The sequence below is a fragment of the Silvimonas sp. JCM 19000 genome, from assembly GCF_054652575.1.
Map to the genome: position 1 here is coordinate 137,523 of NZ_BAAIHC010000009.1, position 22,486 is coordinate 160,008.

Consider the following 22,486-nt stretch of genomic DNA (forward strand, 5'->3'; position numbering starts at 1 on the left):
AAGCGCGCCCCGGTTGGAGCGCGCTTTCTGTACATCACTCAGGGACAAGCCCGGATCAGGACTCTTCGTGCCACGACAGGCCATCACGCGACAGCAGCGCCGAAGAAGCCGCAGGGCCCCAGGTACCGGCCGTATAGGGCTTGGGACCTTCGGCACTGTTTTCCCACGAATCCAGAATCGGCTCGACCCAACGCCATGCGGCGCGTTGTTCGTCACGCCGCACAAACAGCGAGATATCGCCACGGATCACGTCCATCAGCAGACGCTCGTAGGCTTCGGGCGAACGGGTCTTGAAGGTTTCCTTGAAGTCCATGTCCAGATGCACCGGGCGCAGACGCACCTGGTTGCCCGGCTCTTTGGCCATCAGATACAGACGCACCGATTCATCCGGTTGCAGCTGGATCACCAGGCGGTTGGGCGAGGTGCCACGGCCGTAGATCGAGTGCGGTGCTTCGCGGAAGTTGATGACAATCTCGGCCATACGTTCTTGCAAACGCTTGCCGGTGCGCAGGAAGAACGGCACGCCTGCCCAACGCCAGGTCTGGATTTCAGCCTTGAGCGCGACAAAGGTTTCGGCCTTGGAGCCAGCCGGCACGCCCGGTTCTTCTTGATAGCCCGGCACCGGCTTGCCATTGATGGCACCGGCACGGTATTGGCCACGAACCACCTTGGTGTGTACGTCTTCTTGCGTCAGCGGCTTGAGTGCGCGCAATACCTTGAGCTTTTCGTCACGCACGGCATCGGCGTCGATCGAGGCCGGCGGTTCCATGGCGACGATAGTCAGCAATTGCAGCAAGTGGTTCTGGATCATGTCGCGCAGCGCGCCGGTCTTGTCGTAGAAATCAGCACGCGTTTCTACGCCAACCTGTTCGGTGACGGTGATCTGCACATCGCGAATCCACTCACGCCGCCACAACGGTTCAAGCAGCGTGTTGGCAAAGCGCAAGGCGATCAGGTTCAGTACCGGCTCTTTGCCCAGGTAATGGTCAATCCGGTAGATCTGTTGTTCGTCAAAATATTCAGCGACGGCGTCGTTGATTTCGTTGGACGACTCAAGATCGTGGCCCAACGGTTTTTCGAGCACAACACGGGTATTAGGTACGCGGGCCAGGCCCACATCGGACAAGGCTTTGCAGATACGGGCAAACAGATCGGGCGCGGTGGACAGATAGAACACGCGTGAACGGCCTTGTTGCTCATTGAGCTTGTCGGCCAGTTTGCTGTATTCGGCCGGATCGTTGGCATCCAGCTTCAGGTATTCGACGCGCGCGGCAAAAGCGGCCCACACGTCTTCTTCATAATCCTTGCCCAGATAACCCTTGGCCAGTCCGTGCGCCTTGTCGAGATAGGCGGCGTTGTCGGGCACGCTGCGGCCCAGACAGATAATGCGGCCAGACTTGGGGAGATTGCCGTCACGGTGCTGGTGATACAGCGCGGGCAACAGCTTGCGCATTACCAGATCGCCGGTGCCGCCAAACAGCACCATGTCGAAAGCGTCGATGGGGGTCATAAGGGACGTTCCTTTTCCTTTTATGCGGGAGGCCAGGCGGCCTCCGTTTCTGTAACAGCCAGTGGGACTGTTCCGGGCTCTGCGCCAAGGCTACGGCATGCGTTACAGCCTGCGCGACGTGGCGGGGGATGGCACCCCGCCGTACCTCTTGCCGACATTGAAAATGCACGGTTTTAAAGCGCAATATCAACTATGCTCGGCTTGTAACGCTGCTGGACGTAGTAAGACTTTGTAATCTTACTACATCGACAAAGCGCGGCGCAAACGGTATCGCCAGCGTTGGTTCCTGGGCAAGAACGCAGAGTTTGTCCTGGATCAAATCACCCCTGAACACTTGGTTATGTTGCACCGCAGCAGCACCCTTTTGTGTCATATTAAAAGTTGAGTAGCCATCGGGGTTGTAGTAAAACTACGCCTCGGCAACTAATTTCGAGCCCCTTACGGGCCCTCAGCATCACCGTTAGAAAGCACCTTCCAACCTGTCGCGAAATCTCTACCGGAGTCTTGCAATGCCTGCTGTCAGCCCCGTTCACCCCCGGCTTACCGAGGTAACCCGGCGTATCGTCGAACGTAGTCGCGAATCCCGTCAGCGCTATCTGGCGCGGCTGGATCAGGCAGCCAGTAAAGAGCCGGTGCGTAAAGGGCTCGCATGCACCAATCAGGCGCATGGCTGGGCTGCCGCGCCAGAAAAAGACAAAATCATGCTGCGCGAAATGCGGCATCCCAACGTCGCCATCGTGTCGTCTTATAACGATATGTTGTCGGCACACCAACCGTTTGAAACCTATCCCGCCATCATCAAGAACGCCGTCCATGAAGTCGGCGCCACCGCGCAATTTGCGGGTGGCACGCCGGCCATGTGTGATGGCGTCACCCAGGGCGAACCGGGTATGGAGTTGTCGCTGTTCAGCCGCGACGTCATCGCCATGTCGACCGCCATTGCGCTGTCGCACAATATGTTCGATGCCGTCACTTTGCTGGGTGTATGTGACAAGATTGTGCCAGGCCTGCTTATAGGCGTTTTGCAGTTCGGGCATTTGCCGGCTGTTTTCGTTCCGGCGGGGCCGATGACTTCAGGCATTTCCAACGGCGAAAAATCGAAAATCCGCCAGCTGTTTGCCGAAGGCAAGTGTGATCGGCTGGAGCTGCTGCGCTCCGAGGAAGCGTCGTATCACGGCGCCGGTACCTGTACGTTTTATGGCACCGCCAACAGCAACCAGATGCTTATGGAAATCATGGGCCTGCACCTGCCGGGCTCGGCTTTCGTCCACCCCAACACGCCATTGCGCGACGCGCTGACCGCCGAGGCGGGCCGGGTGGCTTCGCGCAATACCGCGCTGGGCAACAACTTTATTCCGGTCGGTCGCATGATCGATGAGAAAGCGATCGTCAACGGCATCGTCGGCTTGCTGGCCACTGGCGGCTCCACCAATCACACCATGCATTTGACCGCTGCCGCCCGTGCTGCTGGCATCATCATCGACTGGAGCGATTTCGATGACTTGTCGGCGGTGGTACCGCTGCTGGCCAAGATCTACCCCAACGGCGCGTCCGACGTAAACCAGTTCCACGCCGCCGGTGGCATGGGCTATCTGACGCGCGAATTGCTCAAAGGCGGCTACCTGCATGCCGACGTCACCACGGTGATGGGCGAGGGTCTGCACCACTACACGCGTGAACCTTTCTTGATCGATGGCAAAGTCGAATGGCGCGAAGCGCCGGAACATTCGGCCGACGAATCCGTGCTGCGGCCGATCACCAAACCTTTCAGCGCCGACGGCGGCCTGCGTTTGCTCGATGGCAACCTGGGCCGTGCGGTGATGAAGGTCTCGGCCGTGCAACCTGAGCATCGCATCGTCGAAGCGCCGGTCATGGTTTTTCACGATCAACACGATGTACTCGAAGCCTTCAAACGCGGCGAGATGGAAAAAGACTTGATTGTGGTGCTGCGCTTCCAGGGGCCGCGCGCCATGGGCATGCCGGAACTGCACAAGTTGACGCCGGTGATGGGGGTGCTGCAGGACCGCGGCTTCAAGGTGGCTTTGATCACCGATGGCCGCATGTCCGGCGCCTCCGGCAAAGTGCCGTCAGCGATCCATATCACGCCAGAAGCGCTGGCTGGTGGCCCGTTGGCCAAGCTGCGTGATGGCGACATCGTGCGGCTGGATGCAGTCACTGGCGTTTTGCAGGCAAAAGTCGATTCTCAGGTCTGGGCCTCGCGCGAGCGGGCAGAGGCCGATCTGGACGCAAACCAGCATGGCATGGGGCGCGAACTGTTTGCTTCTTTCCGGCACGCTGCCACGGGCGCGGAAGAGGGCGCCTTGTCGTTGGGGCTGGCTCACTGAGCGCAGCGGTCAACGCAAGGCATCGGGGGTTACCCTGCCGGCGCATTATTCCGTACGTGCCAACTAGCGGAATGCGCGGGGCGACCGTAGGTACTAACGAGCAATTATTAGAAAGTCAGGATCATGCAAATTCGTGAAATCATGCGCTCCTGCCCGGTGATGCCGGTGCTGGTGATCGAAAAGACCGAACACGCCGTGCCTTTGGCCAAAGCCTTGGTTGCAGGTGGTATCCGTGTACTGGAAGTCACGCTGCGGACTGAAGCAGCGCTCGAAGCGGTCCGTTTGATCGCTGAACAAGTGCCCGAGGCCATCGTCGGCGTCGGCACGGTTATTCGTCCCGAGCAATTCAAGCAGTCCGTCGAGGCTGGCGCACGTTTCGCCGTCACCCCCGGCCTGACCCCCAAGCTGGTGGCCGGTGCGCGCGAAGCGGGCATTCCGCTGTTGCCGGGCGTGATGACCCCGTCTGAAGTGATCTACGCGCTGGAAGAAGGCTTTGATGCGCTCAAGCTGTTCCCGGCAGAACAAGCCGGTTCGTACGGCATGCTCAAGGCGCTCGGTGGCCCGCTGGCTGAAGTGCTGTTCTGTCCGACTGGGGGCGTCACGCCTGAGTCGGCACCCAAACTGTTAGCACTGCCGAATGTGGGATGTGTAGGTGGCTCGTGGCTGGCGCCCAAGGATAAACTGGCGGCGGGCGACTGGGCGGCGATCACGGAACTGGCCAAGGCCGCATCTGCACTGCGCGGCTAAAGCGCCGGCGAAGGCGGTGGCAGCAGGTTTGAAACAAGACGCGTGTTGAATGTCCGGATGGAAGCGCCATCTGCTCAGGATTACACTGTCGCCTGATTCGACCGCACCGAACGCCAGAACCGGTTGCTGGCATACTGCCCGACCGGTCAGTCGCACTATCTATATATATGTACACAAGCCGCTGAGGGTGGGACAGCCCCAGCGGCTCAATCGTTAAACCAACCAGGAGAAATCGTCATGGCAATCCGCATCGCCATCAACGGCTACGGCCGCATCGGCCGCAACGTGCTGCGCGCACTGTATGAATCGGGCCGGACTAACGAATTTCAGGTCGTCGCCATCAATGACCTGGGCGACGCCAATACCAACGCCCACCTGACCAAGTACGACACCGTGCACGGCCGCTTCAATGGCACCGTTGCCGTGGAAGGCGAATTCATGGTGGTCAACGGCGACAAGATCAAGGTTTGCGCCGTGCGCAATCCGGCCGAACTGCCGTGGAAAGACCTGGGCGTGGACGTGGTGCTGGAATGTACCGGCTTCTTTACCACCAAAGAAAAAGCCTCGGCCCACATCACTGCGGGTGCCAAGAAAGTCATCATCTCGGCACCGGGCGGCGCTGACGTTGATGCCACCATCGTTTACGGCGTAAACCATGGCGTGCTCAAAGCCAGCGACACCGTCATCTCGAACGCATCGTGCACCACCAACTGCCTGGCGCCGCTGGTCAAGCCGCTGCACGACAAGATCGGTATCGTGGCTGGCCTGATGACCACCGTGCACTCGTACACCAACGACCAGGTGCTGACCGACGTGTATCACAGCGATCTGCGTCGCGCGCGTTCGGCCACCCAATCGATGATCCCGACCAAGACCGGTGCTGCTTCGGCCGTAGGTCTGGTGTTGCCGGAACTGAATGGCAAGCTCGATGGCTTTGCCGTGCGCGTTCCGACCATCAATGTGTCGCTGGTTGATTTGTCGTTTACCGCTGCCCGCGCCACCACCAAAGAAGAAATCCATTCCATCATCAAGGAAGCTTCTGAAGGTGAACTGAAAGGCATCCTTAACTACAACGATCTGCCGCTGGTATCGCACGACTTTAACCACGATCCGGCTTCGTCAACTTACGAGGCAGGCTATACCAAGGTCACCAATGGCGGCCTGCTGGTTAAAGTCCTGTCGTGGTACGACAACGAATGGGGCTTCTCCAACCGTATGCTCGATACCACCAAGGCTTTGTGGAACGCTAAATAAGCGTTTTAAAGCTGTTTGTTTTAAACAAAGGCCGCGTTTGCGGCCTTTGTTTTTTGATGTATCCGGCTGAATAAATGCTCTATTCGTATTTAATGTTTTACTGCTAATCATTTGAATTAATTGCAATAAATCCAGTTAAAAAACTAGACGGTTGACTAGTCGAGAATGGCTCTCACAAAGTTGATCCATAAGAATGTTGCACGCATACGACAATAATCAGGTTGTTCCTGGTACGGGTTTGCGACGCATAAGGTCGTTACCGTATGCTTTGACGGTAGAGCAAGGTTCGCGTCATCTGTAACGCCGATTCTTGCAAATACAGCTGGTTGAACGACCACTTATCAAACTAGGAGACCTATAAATGTTTAAGCGTGCTCTGATTGCTGCTGCGGTAACCGCTACATTCGCCGCTCCGGCATTCGCTGATGTGACCATCAGCGGCGCTGCGGAAATGGATATTTTCGTACGTACTCACCAGCAGTCCGCTAACAGCGGCGACGGCGGCAGCACCGCCCTGCTGAACGAAACCGATTTGACCTTGAACTTCGACGGCTCCGACAAACTGGATTCCGGCGACAAGCTGATTTGGCACGTAGCACAAAAAGTAGCTACGCCTGCTACCGCTGCATGGGGCTCGCGTGAAGCCTACATCGGCCTGACCGGCAACTGGGGTACCTTCCGTTCGGGTCGCGTGTTTGCACCGTCCTACCTGGCTCTGGATGCGTTCCAATGGGGCGCCGGTAACCTGTGGGAAGATTACGGCGCGAACGCTGTATGGTTCAAAGAAGCTCTGGCTTACACCACGCCTGACTTCGGCGGCTTCGGCGCACAAGTTGCTTATGACCTGGGCACCAAAACTGCTCAAGGCCAAACCTGGGCTATCGACGCAATCGCTACCTACAACGGTAACGGTCTGAGCCTGGCTGGCGGCTACCAACAACAGAAGGGTCAAGTTGGTATCAACCAGGATGACGCTTACACCTCCGGCGGCGACACCGGCAACAAGCAAACCTTCTACTTTGCTCAAGGTAACTGGGACATCGGTAACGGTTTCAGCGTCCGCGGCGGTTGGAAGCACAACAAGTGGGAATCTGATCTCGCTACCTCCAACATCACCCCGTCCGAAGCCACTGGCACTGTGTACAACTCGGCAGAAAACGACCAGTTCCTGGTTGCCGGTGCGTACAGCTGGGGCAAGAGCAGCGTTGCTCTGGGCTGGCAAGATATCGTGAACAGCAAGATCAACGGTCAAGATCAAAAGAGCCATGATCTGAACCAGTACTTCGGTCAGTACACCTACGGTCTGTCCAAGAACACCGTGTCGTTCCTGCAAGTTCGCTACCACAAGTTCAAGAGCGACACCGCTCGTCCGCTTGCTGCCGCTAACTGGCAATATGATGGCACCGCTACCAGCGGCACCGACAACGGCGCTCGCGTTCTGGTTGGTACCTGGACCGGCTTCTAATCAGAAATACGTTTCTGGTTAAATGCTAATAAAAAGGGCAGCGCAAGCTGCCCTTTTTTAATTGGTTCTGTTGTATTGGTGTTGGCTAACCAAATGATCAATCAATTCTCAAATTCTCATTAAGAATCATAAGCTAATAGCTTGTTTGATTTAATTGCCGATACGCAATTTGCAACCACCGGAAGGTGGTTTTTTTACGCGTTGTCCTGATAGAGCGGCCCCGCCTAAGCTCCGGTCCCAACAGCCGACGGTTTGGATTTGAACACCGATCCGGCTTATGTCCGCCTGCGTTGTGCAACCGCAATTCAAAAATAATCAGGAGAACCTGTCATGTTCAAACGTGTACTTATCGCTTCCGCAATGAGCGCCGCATTTGCCGCGCCCGCATTTGCCGATGTGTCCATCAGTGGTTCGGCCGAAATGGATCTGTACGTGCGTGGTCATCAACAAAGCTCAAAAAACGGGCTGAAAGATGGTGGCGGCTCGGCTTTCGGCAATGAAACAGATCTGATCATCAACTTTGACGGCGTCGACAAGCTCGATAACGGCAACAAGTTGCTGTGGCATATCGGCCAGAAGGTTGCCACGCCGTCGCAGGCCGCCTGGGGTAGCCGCGAAGCCTATGTGGGCGTGGCTGGCAACTGGGGCTCGTTCCGCTCGGGCCGCATGTTTGCGCCGTCCTATCTTGAGCTAGATGCCTTCCAGTGGGGCGCCGGCAATCTGTGGGAAGACTACGGTGCCAATGGGGTCTGGTTTAAAGAAGCCATCACCTACGCCACGCCCAAGTTCGATGGTTTCAGTGCTGAAGCCATGTACGACTTCGGTACCAAGACCGCCCAGGGCCAGACCTATGCATTTGATGCCGTGGCACGCTACGTCAATGACGGCTATGGCGTGAATGTCTCGACCGGCTACCAGCTGCAGAAAGGCGTCAAGGGCAACCAGAGCAACGTGGTCGGCGGTGGCTTTAATATCGACGACGCGTTCGAGAGCGGTGGCGATACCGGCACGCAGCAAGAGTTCTACTTTGTGCAGGGCAACTGGAAGATTGCCAACAGTGGTTTCCAGGTGCGTGGCGGCTACAAGCACAACAAGTGGACCGACGATAACGGTCGCGCTCAGGCGATCAAGAACTTCAAGGTAGAGAACGATCAGTTCCTGGTCGCCGCTTCGTATGACTTCATGCAGAAGCACCAGGTGGCGCTGGGCTGGCAGGGCATCCTGAACAACAAGTACAACGGCCACAAGAGCGTTAATGTCGCCGGCCAGCATGTTGATTCGGGCGACTTTGACAGCAACCAGATCTTTGGCCAGTACACCTACTCGCTGTCGAAGCAGACCGTGGGTTATCTGCAAGCGCGCTATCAGAAGTTCGGTTCCGATGATGGCCGCCCGGCCGTGTCGACGTCCGGCCAGATGGATGGGGTCTCGATGACCGGCACCGACAATGGCTCGCGCGTCATGATCGGTACCTACACCTCGTTCTAAACGTTTCGGTTCAACATCTTGTTTGAGGACGGCTTAGGCCGTCCTTTTTTTTATGCGGCGACGCCCTCGGGTGTGCCGCCCGATGTAATCAGATTGCCGTAGCTACATCCGACATCAAGTGGTCTTATCATTCGGGGGCTTTTTTTGCCCGCGCGTGTCTCTTTTGCACCCGCGCAAACAGGGCGCAAACCAAATATCCATGCGGTTTTGCGCCGTTTCATAAGGCATACGCCGTACATATATGCCCTGGTCAGGGGTTCACCTGATTTCGGCCGAATTGGCCTGCAACTAGAGTCTCTAGCGCGAGCGAAGCCATGGGGCGGCTCGCAGCCTAGGAGACCGAAGAAAATGAAAACTTTGCGTATGACGCTCTGCGCAGCGGCTTTGATGACCGTTGCATGCGCTGCCAATGCGGCAGAAGTTGAAGTCCTGCACTGGTGGACATCCGGCGGTGAAGCAAAGGCCGCTGGCGAGCTGAAGAAGATGCTCGAAGCCAAGGGCGACAAGTGGAAGGATTTCGCAGTTGCTGGTGGTGCTGGCGATAACGCCATGACCGCGCTGAAGACCCGCGTGGTTTCTGGCAACCCGCCTTCCGCCGCTCAAGTTAAAGGCCCCGCCATTCAGGAATGGGGTGACCAGGGCGTTCTGGCCAACATCGACGAAGTGGCCAACAAGAACAACTGGAACAAGGTTCTGCCGCCGGTTGTGCAGAACGTGATGAAGTATCAAGGCCACTACGTGGCTGCACCGGTTAACGTTCACCGCGTTAACTGGCTGTGGGTGAACCCGGAGCTGCTGAAGAAAGCCAACGCCAAAGTTCCGACCACCTGGGACGAATTCTTCAAGACTGCTGACGCGCTGCAAAAAGCCGGCATCCAGCCGGTGGCTTACGGTGGTCAACCGTGGCAAGACTCCACCGTCTTTGAAGACGTGGTTCTGGGCGTAGGCGGTTCCGACTTCTTCAAGAAGGCTTTCGTACAACTGGACCAGGCAACCCTGAAGGGCGCCACCATGGTCAAGGCACTCGAAACCTACAAGAAGATCAAGCCGTACACCGACAAGAACGCCGCTGGCCGCGACTGGAACCTGGCTACCGCCATGGTTATCAATGGCAAGGCCGGTATGCAGTTCATGGGTGACTGGGCCAAGGGCGAGTTCCTGGCTGCTGGCAAGGTACCGGGCAAAGACTTCCTGTGTGTGCCGGCACCTGGCACTGCCAAGTCCTACACCTTCAACATCGACAGCTTCATTTTCTTCAAGCTGAAGAATGCTGACGGTGCCAAGGGTCAGAACGATCTGGCTGAAACCCTGGTTAGCCCGGAATTCCAGCAAGTGTTCAACCTGAACAAGGGTTCCATCCCGGTTCGTCTGGACGCCGACATGGCCAAGTTTGATGACTGCGGCAAAGAGTCTGCCAAAGACTTCGCAGCTGACAACAAGTCCGGCTCGCTGGTTCCGTCCTTCGCTCACGGCATGGCTGCTCACTCGGCTACCCAAGGCGCGATCTTCGACGTTGTTTCGCAATTCTGGAACGACGACAGCATGACCGCCCAACAAGCTGCCGCCAAGCTGGCTGCTGCTGCCAAGGTCAACTAATCCATGGATGGCCGCAAGGCCATCTCTGGTACTGACCTGAAATACCCGTACTTGTAATACCCGCAGTAACCCTCTCTCACCGTTCCAGGTGGGAGAGGGGGCTCCACCTCATCGTACATCGGAGATTTGTCATGATTCAGTCGACCCGGCCAGCTCAGTATGGCTTTGCGGAACGCTGGCTTCCGCGGCTTGTGCTTGCCCCGTCGTTCTTGCTCTCGCTGGTATTCATTTACGGCTTTGTAGTCTGGAACGGGTATCTGTCTTTTACTGCCTCGAGCCTGTTGCCCAGATATGAATGGGTCGGTTTCCACCAATATGCGCGTCTGTTTGCCAATGACCGCTGGTGGGTGGCTGTATTCAACCTGTTCAAGTTTGGCGTGCTGTTTATCGGTATCAGCATGTTGGTCGGTATTTTCCTGGCCATTTTGCTGGATCAGAAAATCCGCTTTGAAGGCTTCATCCGTACCGTTTACCTGTACCCGATGGCACTGTCCTTCATCGTGACCGGTACCGCCTGGAAATGGATGCTGAACCCGGGTCTGGGCCTGGAAAAGCTGATGCATGACTGGGGCTGGACCACGTTCACGTTTGACTGGCTGGTCAATCCCGACATGTCGATCTACACCGTGGTGATCGCCGCCATCTGGCAATCGTCCGGTTTTGTAATGGCACTGTTCCTCGCTGGCCTGCGCGGTATTGATGATTCGATCATCAAGGCAGCCCAGATCGATGGCGCAACCCTGCCGCGTATTTACTGGAAGATCATTCTGCCCGCCATGCGGCCGGTGTTCTTCTCCACGCTGATGATTCTGGCTCACATCGCCATCAAGAGCTTTGACCTTGTGGTCGCGCTGACTGGTGGTGGCCCGGGCTTCTCGTCGGACGTACCCGCAACCTATATGTACGCAATGGCGTTCACCCGTGGCGAAATGGGCCTGGGTTCTGCCAGCGCAATGATGATGCTGCTGAGCGTGTCGGCCGTCATCGTGCCTTACCTGTATTCCGAACTGCGCAGAGGTAGTCGTTAATGGCTAATAACAACAAGTGGGCCCGCATCCTGGTTTATGCGGTTCTGATTTACGCGGTTATCTACTACTTGCTGCCGCTGTACGTCATGATCACCACGTCGGTCAAGACGACGGACGAAATCCGCACCGGCAACCTGTTGTCGCTGCCGATGCACATTACGCTGGACGCATGGCGTAAAGCCTGGGGCACGGCATGTACCGGCGTGCAATGTACCGGTTTGTCGGTGTACTTCTGGAACTCGGTGCGCATGGTCTTCCCGGCCGTGATCATCTCCACCACGATGGGCGCCATCAACGGCTACATCTTGTCGAAGTGGAAGTTCTACGGCTCCGAGATCGTGTTTGCCATGCTGATGTATGGCTTGTACATCCCGTTCCAGGTGCTGCTGCTGCCGATGGCGCAAACCGAAGGTTATCTGGGCATTGCCGGTACCACACCGGGCCTGATCTTCGTACACGTTGTCTGCGGTATCGCCTCGACCACGCTGTTCTTCCGCAACTATTACGTCGGTATCCCGGACGAGCTGATCAACGCCGCACGCCTCGATGGCGCTGGCTTCTGGCGTATCTTCTTCCGCGTGGTGCTGCCGATGTCGCTGCCTATCGTGATGGTGACCTTCATCTGGCAATTTACCCAGATCTGGAACGACTTCCTGTTCGGTCTGGTGTTCTCCTCCGGTGATTCGCAACCGATTACCGTGGGCCTGAACAACATGGCCAACACCTCGACGTCGGTGAAGGAATACAACGTAGACATGGCTGGCGCGATTATCGCGGCGCTGCCGACGATCTTCGTCTACGTGGTGGCAGGCAAATATTTCGTGCGCGGCCTGGCCGCTGGCGCGGTCAAGGGCTGATCCAGCCTTCATAGATAAACCCGAGCGCTGCGGCAAACGCAGGAGCAAGCCACACGGCGATGCCCGCTTTGCCAGCAGCCCGGTACCCGAACTCAGAACTGGAGAAAAAGATGGGCGCACTTGCCATCAAGAACGTCACCAAAAGCTTTGGCGACACGCATATCCTCAAAGGCATCGATATCGAGATCGACGACGGTCAGTTCCTGATCCTGGTTGGTCCGTCGGGCTGCGGTAAGTCCACCCTGATGAACATCATTGCAGGCCTGGAAGGCCCGACCACCGGTGAAGTGCATATCGGCGGCCGCGTGGTGAACAACATTTCGCCCAAAGATCGCGATATCGCGATGGTGTTCCAGAGCTACGCGCTGTACCCGACCATGAACGTGCGCCAGAACATCGCGTTTGGTCTGGAAACCCGCAAAGTACCGAAGAAAGAGCAAGACGAAGTGATCCAGCGCGTGGCCAAGATGCTGCAGATGGACCACCTGCTGGATCGCAAGCCGGGCCAGCTGTCCGGCGGCCAGCGTCAACGTGTGGCCATGGGCCGTGCACTGGCGCGTGATCCTATCCTGTTCTTGTTTGACGAGCCGCTGTCCAACCTGGACGCCAAGCTGCGCGTGGAAATGCGGACTGAAATCAAGCAACTGCATCAGCGCCTGAAGACCACCATGGTCTACGTGACGCACGATCAGATCGAAGCCATGACGCTGGGCGATCGTATTGCCGTGATGAAAGACGGCATCATCCAGCAGTTTGGCAGCCCGCAAGAAATCTACGAGCGCCCGAGCAACCTGTTTGTGGCCAGCTTTATCGGTTCGCCGTCGATGAACTTCATCGATTGCCACCTGGCTGAGCAAAACGGCCAGATCGGCGTGAGCCTGCAGACCGACAGCGACGCGCGTTTCCTGCCGTTGCCGAATGGTCAGCGTCTGGCTGGCCGCGTGGGCCAGGAAGTGATCCTGGGCGTACGTCCGGAACAACTGGACGTGGCGCATGCAGAAGACAACAGCGCCGCCATCAGCATCAAGGTCAACCTGACCGAGCCGACCGGCCCGGACACCATGATCTTTACCAAAATCAACGGCAAAGAAGTGGTGGCGCGTGTGCACCCGCGTGATGCCAAGGGCCCGGGCGAAACCATGCGTCTGGCACTGGATATGAGCAAGGTGGTGCTGTTCGATCCGAAAACTGAATTGCGTCTGGAGTAATCCGGCGACGGAATGTGCCTGAAGAGGTCTTCCTAGAGTAGAGCTGCCCCATCGTTACCCGGTGGGGCTTTTTTTTGCGCGGGCAGCGCTTCAAATAGGGTGCGCATGACCCACCCTTCAAAGCCACTGATAAGACCCGCGATCTTTGCGTTTTTTTTCGCTGCCTTTGATGGGTGGGTCATGACCCACCCTATGCGTGTTGACCGAGCCGACCGGCCCGGACACCATGGCAAAGAAGTGGTGGCGCGTGTGCACCCGCGTGATGCCAAGGGCCCGGGCGAAACCATGCGTCTGGCGCTGGATATGAGCAAGGTAGTGCTGTTCGATCCGAAAACTGAATTGCGTCTGGAGTAATCCGGCGACGGAATGTGCCTGAAGAGGTCTTCCTGGAGTAGAGCTGCCCCACCGTTACCCGGTGGGGCTTTTTTTTGCGCGGGCAGCGCTTCAAATAGGGTGGGTCATGACCCACCATTCAAAGCCACTGATAAGACCCGCGATCTTTGCGTTTTTTTCGCTGCCTTTGATGGGTGGGTCATGACCCACCCTATGCGTGTTGGCCGCCGCAGCTGATCGGCCTGAGGTGCGGTTACAGCTTGCGGCGTTCCACCAACGCTTGCGCCAGCGTGCCCGGGTCGACATGTTCCAGCTCGCCGCCCACCGGCAGACCGCGTGCAATGCGGCTGACTTGCAGCCCGCGCGCGCGCAGCATCTCGGCCAGATAATGCGCGGTGGCTTCGCCTTCAACGGTGAAGTTGGTACTGAGGATGACTTCTTGCACGATGCCGTCGCTGGCGCGTTCCAGCAGTCGGGCAAAGGCGATGTCTTGCGTGCCGATGCCATCGAGTGGGCTCAAGCGCCCCATCAGCACAAAGTACAAGCCGTGATAGGCCAGCGTTTGCTCCACCATCAGCAAATCGGTGGGCATTTCCACCACGCACAATTGCTCACGCGTGCGGCGCTCATCCGCGCAAATCTCGCAGACTTCGGCTTCGGTAAAGGTATTGCAGTCGCGGCAATGGCGCAGCGTGCCCAACGCATGCATCAGTGCATGCGCCAGATCATTGGCGCCAGGCTGATCGCGCTGCAACAGGTGATACGCCATGCGGCTGGCCGACTTGGGGCCAACGCCGGGCAACACGCGCAATGCGTCGATCAGGTTCTGCAAAGAAGACGGCGTACTCATCGACAGGCGACTCGGGGTGGATGGAGGAGGGTATAAACAACAAGGGCAGAAGCACTGGTCTTCTGCCCCCGGGGCGATGCGCGCTTAGAACGGCATCTTGAAGCCAGGCGGCAGGCTCATGCCGGCGGTAAAGCCCGCCATTTTTTCGGACGTGGTGGTCTCCACCTTGCGCGTGGCGTCGTTCAGCGCGGCCACGATCAGGTCTTCCAGCATGTCTTTGTCGTCTTGCAGCAGGCTATCGTCGATATGGATGCGCTTGACCGCGTGGTTACACGTCATGGTCACTTTGACCATGCCGGCACCGGCCTGGCCTTCCACTTCCACCGTGGCCAGCGCTTCTTGCGCCTTGGCCATGTTTTCCTGCATCTGTTGGGCCTGTTTCATCAGGTTGCCCAGACCGCCTTTATTGAACATGTGCTTGCTCCTTGTTGAACGGTAAAAGCGCGGGTTACACCGGTTGTATCGTGCCGGGCACCACGGTTGCGCCAAAATCCTGCACCAGTGATTGCACGAACGGATCGTTCTGGATGGCGTCTTCCGCCTGTGCCTGGCGTACGGCACGCTCGCGTTGCATGATCGCCGCGGGCGTGTGGTGTATTTCTTCTTCGATCAGCGTGGCGCTGACTTCAATGTCCTGGCCAAAATGGCGGCTCAAGGCCTCGCGCAGCCTGTCCTGGAAATCGCGCGTGGCGATGCTTTTGTTGGCGTTGTTGACGCGTAAGACAAACACGCCGTTATCCCAACTGCTCAACTCGGCCTGGTGCGCCAACATCAACGCCGCGCCGATCTTCATGCTATGCAACAGCGCGCGCCAATCGCCATCAAAGTCGCTCAGGCGCGGTGCCGCGGCGGGCTCAACGTGGACGGTGACGGCTGCGAGTTCGGGGCCGCTGACGTTGACGGTTACTTCAACATGATGGTCCGCCTCGGCCGGGTTTAGCGCGGCGCGAGCGGGGGGCTCGGTGGAAAGCGATTCCCACGGCGGCATGTCGTTCGGGTCTTCCGGTTCGACGACGGGCGCTGGTGCTGGCGCGGGCCGCGCTGCCGCCACTGGCGCCGCAGCCGCAGCCGGTATCGCCGCGGGCGCCGCAACGGCAGTTACCGGCGCAACGGCAGGCGCTGCGACAACCGGCGCGGTCGCCACGGCCGGTGCAACCACGGCGGCTTGTGCCGGTGCAGCGGCAGGTGCTGCAGCCGAACCCGGCGCAGCGAGGGTCGCGCCACCACGGCTGGGGAGTGCCGCCAACTGAGCGCCACCAACCGGCGCAAAGGCCAGCATGCGCATCAGCGTCATTGAAAAACCGGCGTATTCATCCGGGGCCAGGGCAAGGTCGCGGCGGCCGTGAATTGCAATCTGATAATAAAGCTGGGTGTCCTCGGCGCTGATCGCATCGGCAATCGCCAGGATGTCGCCACGCTGCGGCAGATCATCCGCCAGCGCCGCCGGCACCACTTGCGCCACCGAAATCTGATGCAGCAAATGCGCGAGCTCATGCAGAGCCGATTCATACGACAAACCGCGAGCCGCGATACTGTCGGCGGCGGCCATCATGGCGACGCCGTCATGCGCCACCAAGGCGCGCAGCACCTCAAACAGATAGCTCTGATCGACTGCGCCCAACATCGCGCGCACGCCTTCTTCGCGCACATCGCCGCCACCATACGCAATGGCCTGATCCAGCAAGCTGAGCGCGTCGCGCATCGAACCATTGGCGGCATGACCCAGCAGCGCCAGTGCGGTCGGCTCAAACGAAATCTGTTCGGCTTGCAGCACGTGATGCAAATGGCCGGAAACCTGTTGCGGCGTCATTTGCCGCAAAGAAAACTGCAGACAACGCGACAGCACCGTAATCGGCACCTTCTGCGGATCAGTGGTCGCGAGGATGAATTTAACGTGGCCTGGCGGTTCTTCCAGCGTCTTCAGCATTGCATTGAAGGCACTTTTGGACAGCATGTGCACTTCATCGATGATGTAAACCTTGAAGCGGCCAGCGGTAGGCGCGTACTGGGCGTTGTCGAGCACTTCGCGGATATTGTCGATGCCGGTATTCGACGCCGCATCGATCTCCAGCAAGTCCACAAAACGCCCCGCATCGATCTGGGTACAGGCCGCGCACACACCACACGGCTCCGCAGTGACGCCGGTTTCGCAATTGAGCGATTTGGCCATGATGCGGGCGATGGTGGTCTTGCCCACGCCCCGCGTGCCGGTCAGTAGCCATGCGTGATGCAACCGGCCATTGGCAAACGCGTTGGCGAGTGCCTTGATGACATGTTCCTGGCCCACGAGCTGGGCAAAAGTGCGGGGGCGCCACTTGCGGGCGAGTACTTGATAAGCCATAGCGGGCGATTCTACCAGAGAGCGATTAGGCACAGCGCGTCCGCCCGCGCGATCAAAAACAGGCGGCGCCCGCCCAGAAGCAAACGCCCGCGATCCGGACTGGAAGCGGGCGGCTGGACGGCTGGCGGCGCGTGATTACAGGTCGCCGAAATAACGTTGGCTGTCGGTCAAAAAGTGCGGGCCGCCATTGGGGCGGATCAGCGTGCCGATGCCTTCACTGGTCAGCAATTCCAGCAGCAAGGCATTGGGGACGCGGCCATCAATAACGTGGGCTGATTTAACGCCGGCCCTTACCGCATCCAGTGCGGAACTGATCTTGGGCAGCATGCCGCCCGACAAGGTGCCGTCGGCCACCAGGCCATCGACTTCAGACAAGGTCAGGCTCGGGATCAGCTTGCCCGCTTTATTGAGCACGCCCGGCGTATTGGTCATCAGGATCAGCTTTTCGGCATCGAGCGAACGCGCCAGCGTACCCGCCACCAGATCGGCATTGATGTTGTACACCTCGCCATCAGTGCCCACACCGATGGGCATGATCACCGGCACAAAGCTGCGGGACTGCAGCAAGTTGATGACTTCGGGATCTATCCGTTCGATTTCGCCAACTGCGCCGATATCGACGGGCTCGGTTTCGCCTGCTTCAGGCGGCAGCAGCAGTTTGCGCGCCTGAATAAACCGGCCGTCCTGCCCGCTCAAGCCCACAGCCTTGCCACCGCTGCGATTGATCAAGCCCACGATTTCCTGGTTGATCTTGGCGGTGGCCATCTCAACCGCTTCGAGCGTTTGCGCGTCCGTCACCCGCATGCCACGGCGGAACTCGCTCTTGACGCCCATGCGTTCCAGCAAGCCGGTAATTTGCGGGCCGCCGCCATGCACGATCACCGGGCGCATCCCCACCAATTGCAATAGCGCAATATCGCGGGCAAAGCCGGCTTTGAGCGACTCGTCTGTCATGGCGTTGCCGCCATACTTGATCACGAAGGTGCGCGAATGAAAGCTCTGGATATAAGGCAGTGCCTCGGCCAGGATATTGGCCTTGTTGCCCGCGCTCAGCGTATCGGATGCCACGATTGCTACTCCTTAAGCCTGTGCGCTGGACTGGAACAACTGGTACACCGCATCCGGCGTCGCGCAGTTGCGCAGATGCTGGCGGAAATCCTGATCGCTGAACAATTGCGCCACGCTGGCCAGCAATTGTAGATGCGCTTCGGTGGCACGCTCTGGCACCAGCAGGGCCAGAATGTGTGACACCGGTTTGCCATCGGGGGCATCAAACGGCAGTGCCAGGGCAGTCCGCACATACACGGCCTTGGCTTCGGTCAGCCCTTTAAGCCGCGCGTGCGGCAGCGCCATGCCCAGGCCCAGTGCGGTCGAGCCGAGTTCTTCACGGGCGATCAGACTTTTAACGATCTGATCTTTATTCAAACCATATTGCTGCTCAAGCTTACGGGCAATTTCTTCAAACAATCGGTTTCGGGTAGAAACGTTGAGGTCGAGCAGGATTGTTTCTGGCTTGACGAGCTCAGCAATATTCATGGGGTGGGTCACCATCGGCAGCAGTTAAAAAGAGGGGGCCAGTCCTTGTGGGACGGGTTGGTCGCATTATAAGAAAGAAGCCGGTCGGGCTGTCACATCGCAGCACGCATTTTTGCGATATTTTTATACCCGTCGAACCGGCCCACGCTGCAGTCCCAACGCGGGGCGGGCGGTCTCGTTGACGAGCAGACGGCCCGGGCTGCCGTAACGCCTATGTTGGGCGATAATGGCCCGATTCAATCCAGCCGGTCAGATCATGAATACACCCGTTGTTCCCGCCAGCGCCGAGCCGGCCGATCCACGCCCCGAACCGCCGTACGAGCCGCCGCTTGAGGCCTGCTGCGGCAACGGCTGCGATCCCTGTATTTTCGATACCTATGGCGAGGAGTTGCGCCGTTATCGCGCCGAACTCAAGGCATGGCAACAGCGCCACGGCGTATAAGCACCAACCCGGCGCGGCGCCGCACGCAAGCCGCGCAACGCAGGCACAATAGCGCCTGCCGGAATCACCGGCGCCAGGCCGGGATGACGTATGAGTAGATGGGTAAGTGCAGTCGCAGGGTGGATGCTGGTTTGCAGCAATATGGTCATGGCAGGCGCAATGGCCGCAACGCCCTTGCCCGCCCCGGTGCAACAGGCGCTGGACGCGGTACATATTCCGGCCAGCGCGCTGTCACTGGCGTTGCTGCCACTGGATAAGCCGGAGCAGGCGCAATACTGGAATGCGGACGGCCCGGTCAATCCGGCCTCGACCATGAAATTGCTGACCACCTTCAGCGCGCTTGATCTGCTCGGCCCAGCCTTCAGCTGGACCACCGACGCCTGGTCCGAAACCGCGCCTGACAAAGGCGTGCTCGCCGGCAACTTATATATAAAGGGCAGCGGTGATCCCAAGTTAACGCTGGAACGCTTGTGGCTGTTGCTGCGCGATGTGCGCGCCGCTGGCGTCAACCGCATTACCGGCGACATCGTGCTCGATCGCAGCGCCTTGCAAATCCCGGAGCGCAGCAGCTTTGCCGATGACGGCAACGACCCGGCGCGCGCTTACCTGGTGGGGCCGGATGCGTTGCTGACCAACTTCCATGCTTTCCGGTTTCATGTGCTGAGCGACACGCGCAGCACGCGCGTGGTGGTCGACCCGCCGGTGGCTTTGCTGGATGTCGATAATGGTGTGCGGGTGTCCAGCAATGCGGCTTGTAGTGGGAATGCCCTGGCTTTTACCGCCACACCAGGCGCGCGTGGTGCCGTGCGCGTCAAAGTGAGCGGCGCCTTGCCGCCCGATTGTGTGGTGGACAAATATCAGTCGTATCTGGATAGCCCGGTCTACACCGCCAGCTTGCTGCGCTATCTATGGAAGGAAACCGGCGGCGACATCGCGGGCAACTGGCGCTTGGGCAACGTACCGCCTGGTGCTATCAAGCTGGCCCAAAGCGTATCGCCTGATCTGGTCAGCGCAATCCGCGATATTAATAAATACAGCAACAATCTGATGGCGCGGCAGTTGTTCCTCACGATGGGCGCACAAACGCGGCAGCCCGCTGATCCCGATGACATCGGTGCGGCAATCCGCAGCGTGCATGAGGTCATCCGCCAACATGGCGGTGACTGGCCAGAACTGGTGCTGGAGAACGGCTCCGGGCTGTCGCGTGAGGAGCAAGTGTCGGTGCGTCATATGGCGCAGTTGCTGCAATGGGGGTGGCTAAGCCCGTATGCGCCGGAATATATCTCGTCGCTGCCCATCGCGGCGGTCGACGGAACCATGAAAAAACGCCTGCGCAATACCGATGGCGCCGGAGCGCATATCAAAACCGGCACGCTCAAGAATGTGCGCGCCGCCGCAGGCTATATGCGCGGGGCCGATGGCCACATGCTGGCAGTGGTGGTGATCCTCAATCATCCGCAGGCAGAACGGGCCATGACGGTGATCGATACCGCCCTGGCCTGGGCGCAAGCGACGGGAGCAGGGCAGTAGTCCAGCCTGCGTGGCGGCCTTGCTGTGTGGCGCTCGCCGTCGACGGCGTAACACGCTAAAATAGCGAGCTTTTTTCCATCCTGCTACCCGCAGGTTAACCAAAGGCGCGCCATGGACAAGATCCTGATCCTTGATTTCGGCTCTCAAGTTGCCCAACTGATCGCCCGACGCGTGCGCGAAGCACACGTTTATTGCGAGCTGCACTCGTTTGATGTCACGGTCGACTTCATTCGCGAGTTCAACCCCAAGGCCATCATTCTTTCGGGCGGACCTAACTCGGTCTACGAAAGCGATTATCAGGCGGATCCGGCCTTGTTTGAGCTGGGCGTGCCGGTGCTGGGTATCTGTTATGGCATGCAGTGGATGGCGCAAGTACTGGGCGGCAAGGTCGAAGGCGGCCATGTGCGCGAGTTTGGCTTTGCCGAAATCCGTGCCCGCGGCCATAGCGCTTTGTTCCGCGATATCCAGGATCGCACCAACGAACAAGGCCACGGCCTGCTTGAAGTGTGGATGAGCCACGGTGACAAGGTGACCGAGCTGCCGCCGACCTTCAAGCTGATCGCTGAAACCGCCTCCTGCCCGATCGCCGCCATGGCGGACGAAGACAGGCAATTCTACGGTGTGCAGTTCCACCCGGAAGTAACGCACACCATCAAGGGCCGCGATCTGATCAACCGCTTTGTGCTCGAAATCGCCAAAGCGCAGCCGTCCTGGACCATGCCTAATTATGTGGACCAGGCGGTGCAGAAGATCCGCGAACAAGTGGGTGACGAAGAAGTCATCCTCGGCTTGTCCGGCGGTGTCGATTCTTCGGTCGCAGCTGCGCTGATCCATCGCGCTATCGGCGACAAACTTACCTGCGTATTTGTAGATAACGGCTTGCTGCGTCTGAACGAAGGCGAGCAAGTCATGAACATCTTCAACAAGCATCTGGGCGTGAAGGTCATCCACGTCAATGCCACTGAACAGTTCATGGGCCACTTGGCAGGCGTGAATGATCCGGAAGCCAAGCGCAAGATTATCGGCCGCGAATTTGTTGAAGTATTCCAGGCCGAAGCCGGCAAGCTGCCCAACGCGCGTTGGCTGGCCCAAGGCACCATCTACCCGGACGTGATCGAATCCGCCGGTGCCAAAACCAAGAAGGCCCACACCATCAAGAGCCACCACAATGTGGGCGGCCTGCCAGAGACGCTGAACCTCAAGCTGCTGGAACCGTTGCGCGAACTGTTCAAGGACGAAGTCCGCGAGCTGGGTGTGGCGCTGGGCCTGCCACATGAGATGGTGTATCGCCATCCGTTCCCGGGGCCGGGTCTGGGCGTGCGCGTACTGGGCGAAGTCAAACAAGAGTTCTGCGATCTGCTGCGTCGCGCTGACGCCATCTTTATTGATGAGCTGCGCGCTGCCGATTGGTACGACAAAACTTCGCAAGCGTTTGCTGTATTCCTGCCGGTGAAGTCGGTGGGCGTGATGGGCGATGGCCGCACTTATGAATATGTGGTGGCGCTGCGTGCGGTGCAGACCAGCGACTTCATGACCGCCAAGTGGGCCGAACTGCCGTATGAACTGCTGGGCAAGGTATCCAACCGCATCATTAACGAAGTCCGCGGTATCAATCGCGTTGTTTATGATGTGTCGGGCAAACCGCCTGCCACCATTGAGTGGGAATGATTGCTCGCTATATATAGATATCCAAGCGAGTAAGGCCGAAGCCCCGTACGCAAGTGCGGGGTTTTTTATTGCCCGGCGTCGGTTTTTGAGATGTAAGAAAAATGGATTCTGCAGGCTGTCGAACAATGTCGAATAAACATTTCCTGACAGATCAGGGGTTTAACGATCGGGGAGATTGTTTTTTGCAGAGCAGGTGTTGACGGTCTGCGAGGCGGTGGGTATAGTTCGGTTTCTCCGCTGCAGACACACAGCGAAACAGCGAAAACGAAGAGTTTAGCAGCTTCCCAG

19 protein-coding genes are annotated in these 22,486 nt (G+C 58.5%); 13 read left to right on the plus strand and 6 right to left on the minus strand.

Translation table 11 applies throughout. The annotated features are described in order from the left end of the window. Window positions 1-55: 55 nt before the first annotated feature. Window positions 56-1,510, minus strand: a complete 1,455-nt coding sequence (gene zwf, locus ACYQ1A_RS10680; RefSeq protein WP_499362010.1) for a glucose-6-phosphate dehydrogenase — start codon at window positions 1,508-1,510, stop codon at window positions 56-58. 509 nt (window positions 1,511-2,019) lie between these two features. On the opposite strand from zwf, the gene edd reads away from it, so the two are divergent. From edd to ACYQ1A_RS10730, 10 genes are all read left to right on the plus strand, one after another. Next, entirely contained in the window at window positions 2,020-3,855 is a 1,836-nt protein-coding gene (gene edd, locus ACYQ1A_RS10685) for a phosphogluconate dehydratase (protein ID WP_499362011.1), read from the plus strand. Window positions 3,856-3,978: 123 nt separating this feature from the next. Continuing rightward, a complete protein-coding gene (locus ACYQ1A_RS10690) occupies window positions 3,979-4,602 on the plus strand; it encodes a bifunctional 4-hydroxy-2-oxoglutarate aldolase/2-dehydro-3-deoxy-phosphogluconate aldolase (protein ID WP_499362012.1) in 624 nt (207 codons plus the stop codon). Between the two features lie 237 nt (window positions 4,603-4,839). Beyond that, window positions 4,840-5,856 (plus strand): type I glyceraldehyde-3-phosphate dehydrogenase, encoded by a 1,017-nt coding sequence (gene gap, locus ACYQ1A_RS10695; RefSeq protein ID WP_499362013.1) that lies wholly within the window; start codon window positions 4,840-4,842, stop codon window positions 5,854-5,856. Window positions 5,857-6,217: 361 nt separating this feature from the next. Further along, the gene (locus ACYQ1A_RS10700; protein ID WP_499362014.1) at window positions 6,218-7,321 is read left to right on the plus strand and encodes a porin; all 1,104 of its coding nucleotides are present in this window, start codon (window positions 6,218-6,220) and stop codon (window positions 7,319-7,321) included. Window positions 7,322-7,651: 330 nt separating this feature from the next. Beyond that, entirely contained in the window at window positions 7,652-8,809 is a 1,158-nt protein-coding gene (locus ACYQ1A_RS10705) for a porin (protein WP_499362015.1), read from the plus strand. Between the two features lie 144 nt (window positions 8,810-8,953). Then, window positions 8,954-10,405 (plus strand): ABC transporter substrate-binding protein, encoded by a 1,452-nt coding sequence (locus ACYQ1A_RS10710; protein ID WP_499362016.1) that lies wholly within the window; start codon window positions 8,954-8,956, stop codon window positions 10,403-10,405. Between the two features lie 131 nt (window positions 10,406-10,536). Further along, complete coding sequence (locus ACYQ1A_RS10715; protein ID WP_499362017.1) at window positions 10,537-11,433, plus strand: carbohydrate ABC transporter permease; 897 nt, start codon at window positions 10,537-10,539, stop codon at window positions 11,431-11,433. Then, complete coding sequence (locus ACYQ1A_RS10720) at window positions 11,433-12,290, plus strand: carbohydrate ABC transporter permease (RefSeq protein ID WP_499362018.1); 858 nt, start codon at window positions 11,433-11,435, stop codon at window positions 12,288-12,290. The genes ACYQ1A_RS10715 and ACYQ1A_RS10720 overlap by 1 nt, the downstream gene beginning before the upstream one ends. A 110-nt stretch (window positions 12,291-12,400) precedes the next feature. Next, the gene (locus tag ACYQ1A_RS10725) at window positions 12,401-13,498 is read left to right on the plus strand and encodes an ABC transporter ATP-binding protein (RefSeq protein ID WP_499362019.1); all 1,098 of its coding nucleotides are present in this window, start codon (window positions 12,401-12,403) and stop codon (window positions 13,496-13,498) included. 192 nt (window positions 13,499-13,690) lie between these two features. Continuing rightward, entirely contained in the window at window positions 13,691-13,852 is a 162-nt protein-coding gene (locus ACYQ1A_RS10730; RefSeq protein ID WP_499362020.1) for a hypothetical protein, read from the plus strand. Window positions 13,853-14,084: 232 nt separating this feature from the next. Here the strand turns inward: ACYQ1A_RS10730 and recR are convergent, their stop codons facing one another. From recR to ACYQ1A_RS10755, 5 genes are all read right to left on the minus strand, one after another. Beyond that, the gene (gene recR / locus ACYQ1A_RS10735; RefSeq protein ID WP_499362021.1) at window positions 14,085-14,681 is read right to left on the minus strand and encodes a recombination mediator RecR; all 597 of its coding nucleotides are present in this window, start codon (window positions 14,679-14,681) and stop codon (window positions 14,085-14,087) included. Window positions 14,682-14,765: 84 nt separating this feature from the next. Beyond that, window positions 14,766-15,095: a YbaB/EbfC family nucleoid-associated protein gene (locus ACYQ1A_RS10740; RefSeq protein WP_053937390.1), complete on the minus strand. Its 330-nt coding sequence runs from the start codon at window positions 15,093-15,095 to the stop codon at window positions 14,766-14,768. Between the two features lie 34 nt (window positions 15,096-15,129). Further along, window positions 15,130-17,022, minus strand: coding sequence for a DNA polymerase III subunit gamma/tau (gene dnaX, locus ACYQ1A_RS10745; RefSeq protein ID WP_499362022.1), 1,893 nt, complete (start codon window positions 17,020-17,022; stop codon window positions 15,130-15,132). A gap of 135 nt (window positions 17,023-17,157) precedes the next feature. Next, window positions 17,158-18,090, minus strand: coding sequence for an acetylglutamate kinase (gene argB, locus ACYQ1A_RS10750; RefSeq protein WP_499362023.1), 933 nt, complete (start codon window positions 18,088-18,090; stop codon window positions 17,158-17,160). A gap of 12 nt (window positions 18,091-18,102) precedes the next feature. Continuing rightward, complete coding sequence (locus ACYQ1A_RS10755; RefSeq protein ID WP_499362024.1) at window positions 18,103-18,558, minus strand: PTS sugar transporter subunit IIA; 456 nt, start codon at window positions 18,556-18,558, stop codon at window positions 18,103-18,105. Between the two features lie 256 nt (window positions 18,559-18,814). Here ACYQ1A_RS10755 and ACYQ1A_RS10760 point away from each other — a divergent pair, with 256 nt between their 5' ends. The 3 genes from ACYQ1A_RS10760 to guaA all read left to right on the plus strand — a co-directional run bounded on the left by ACYQ1A_RS10760 (window position 18,815) and on the right by guaA (window position 22,198). Continuing rightward, window positions 18,815-19,000, plus strand: a complete 186-nt coding sequence (locus ACYQ1A_RS10760; RefSeq protein WP_499362025.1) for an oxidoreductase-like domain-containing protein — start codon at window positions 18,815-18,817, stop codon at window positions 18,998-19,000. A gap of 147 nt (window positions 19,001-19,147) precedes the next feature. Beyond that, window positions 19,148-20,530 (plus strand): D-alanyl-D-alanine carboxypeptidase/D-alanyl-D-alanine endopeptidase, encoded by a 1,383-nt coding sequence (gene dacB, locus ACYQ1A_RS10765; RefSeq protein WP_499362026.1) that lies wholly within the window; start codon window positions 19,148-19,150, stop codon window positions 20,528-20,530. Window positions 20,531-20,641: 111 nt separating this feature from the next. Then, on the plus strand, window positions 20,642-22,198 hold the full coding sequence (gene guaA / locus ACYQ1A_RS10770) for a glutamine-hydrolyzing GMP synthase (RefSeq protein WP_499362027.1): 1,557 nt from the start codon (window positions 20,642-20,644) through the stop codon (window positions 22,196-22,198). Window positions 22,199-22,486: the final 288 nt, after the last annotated feature.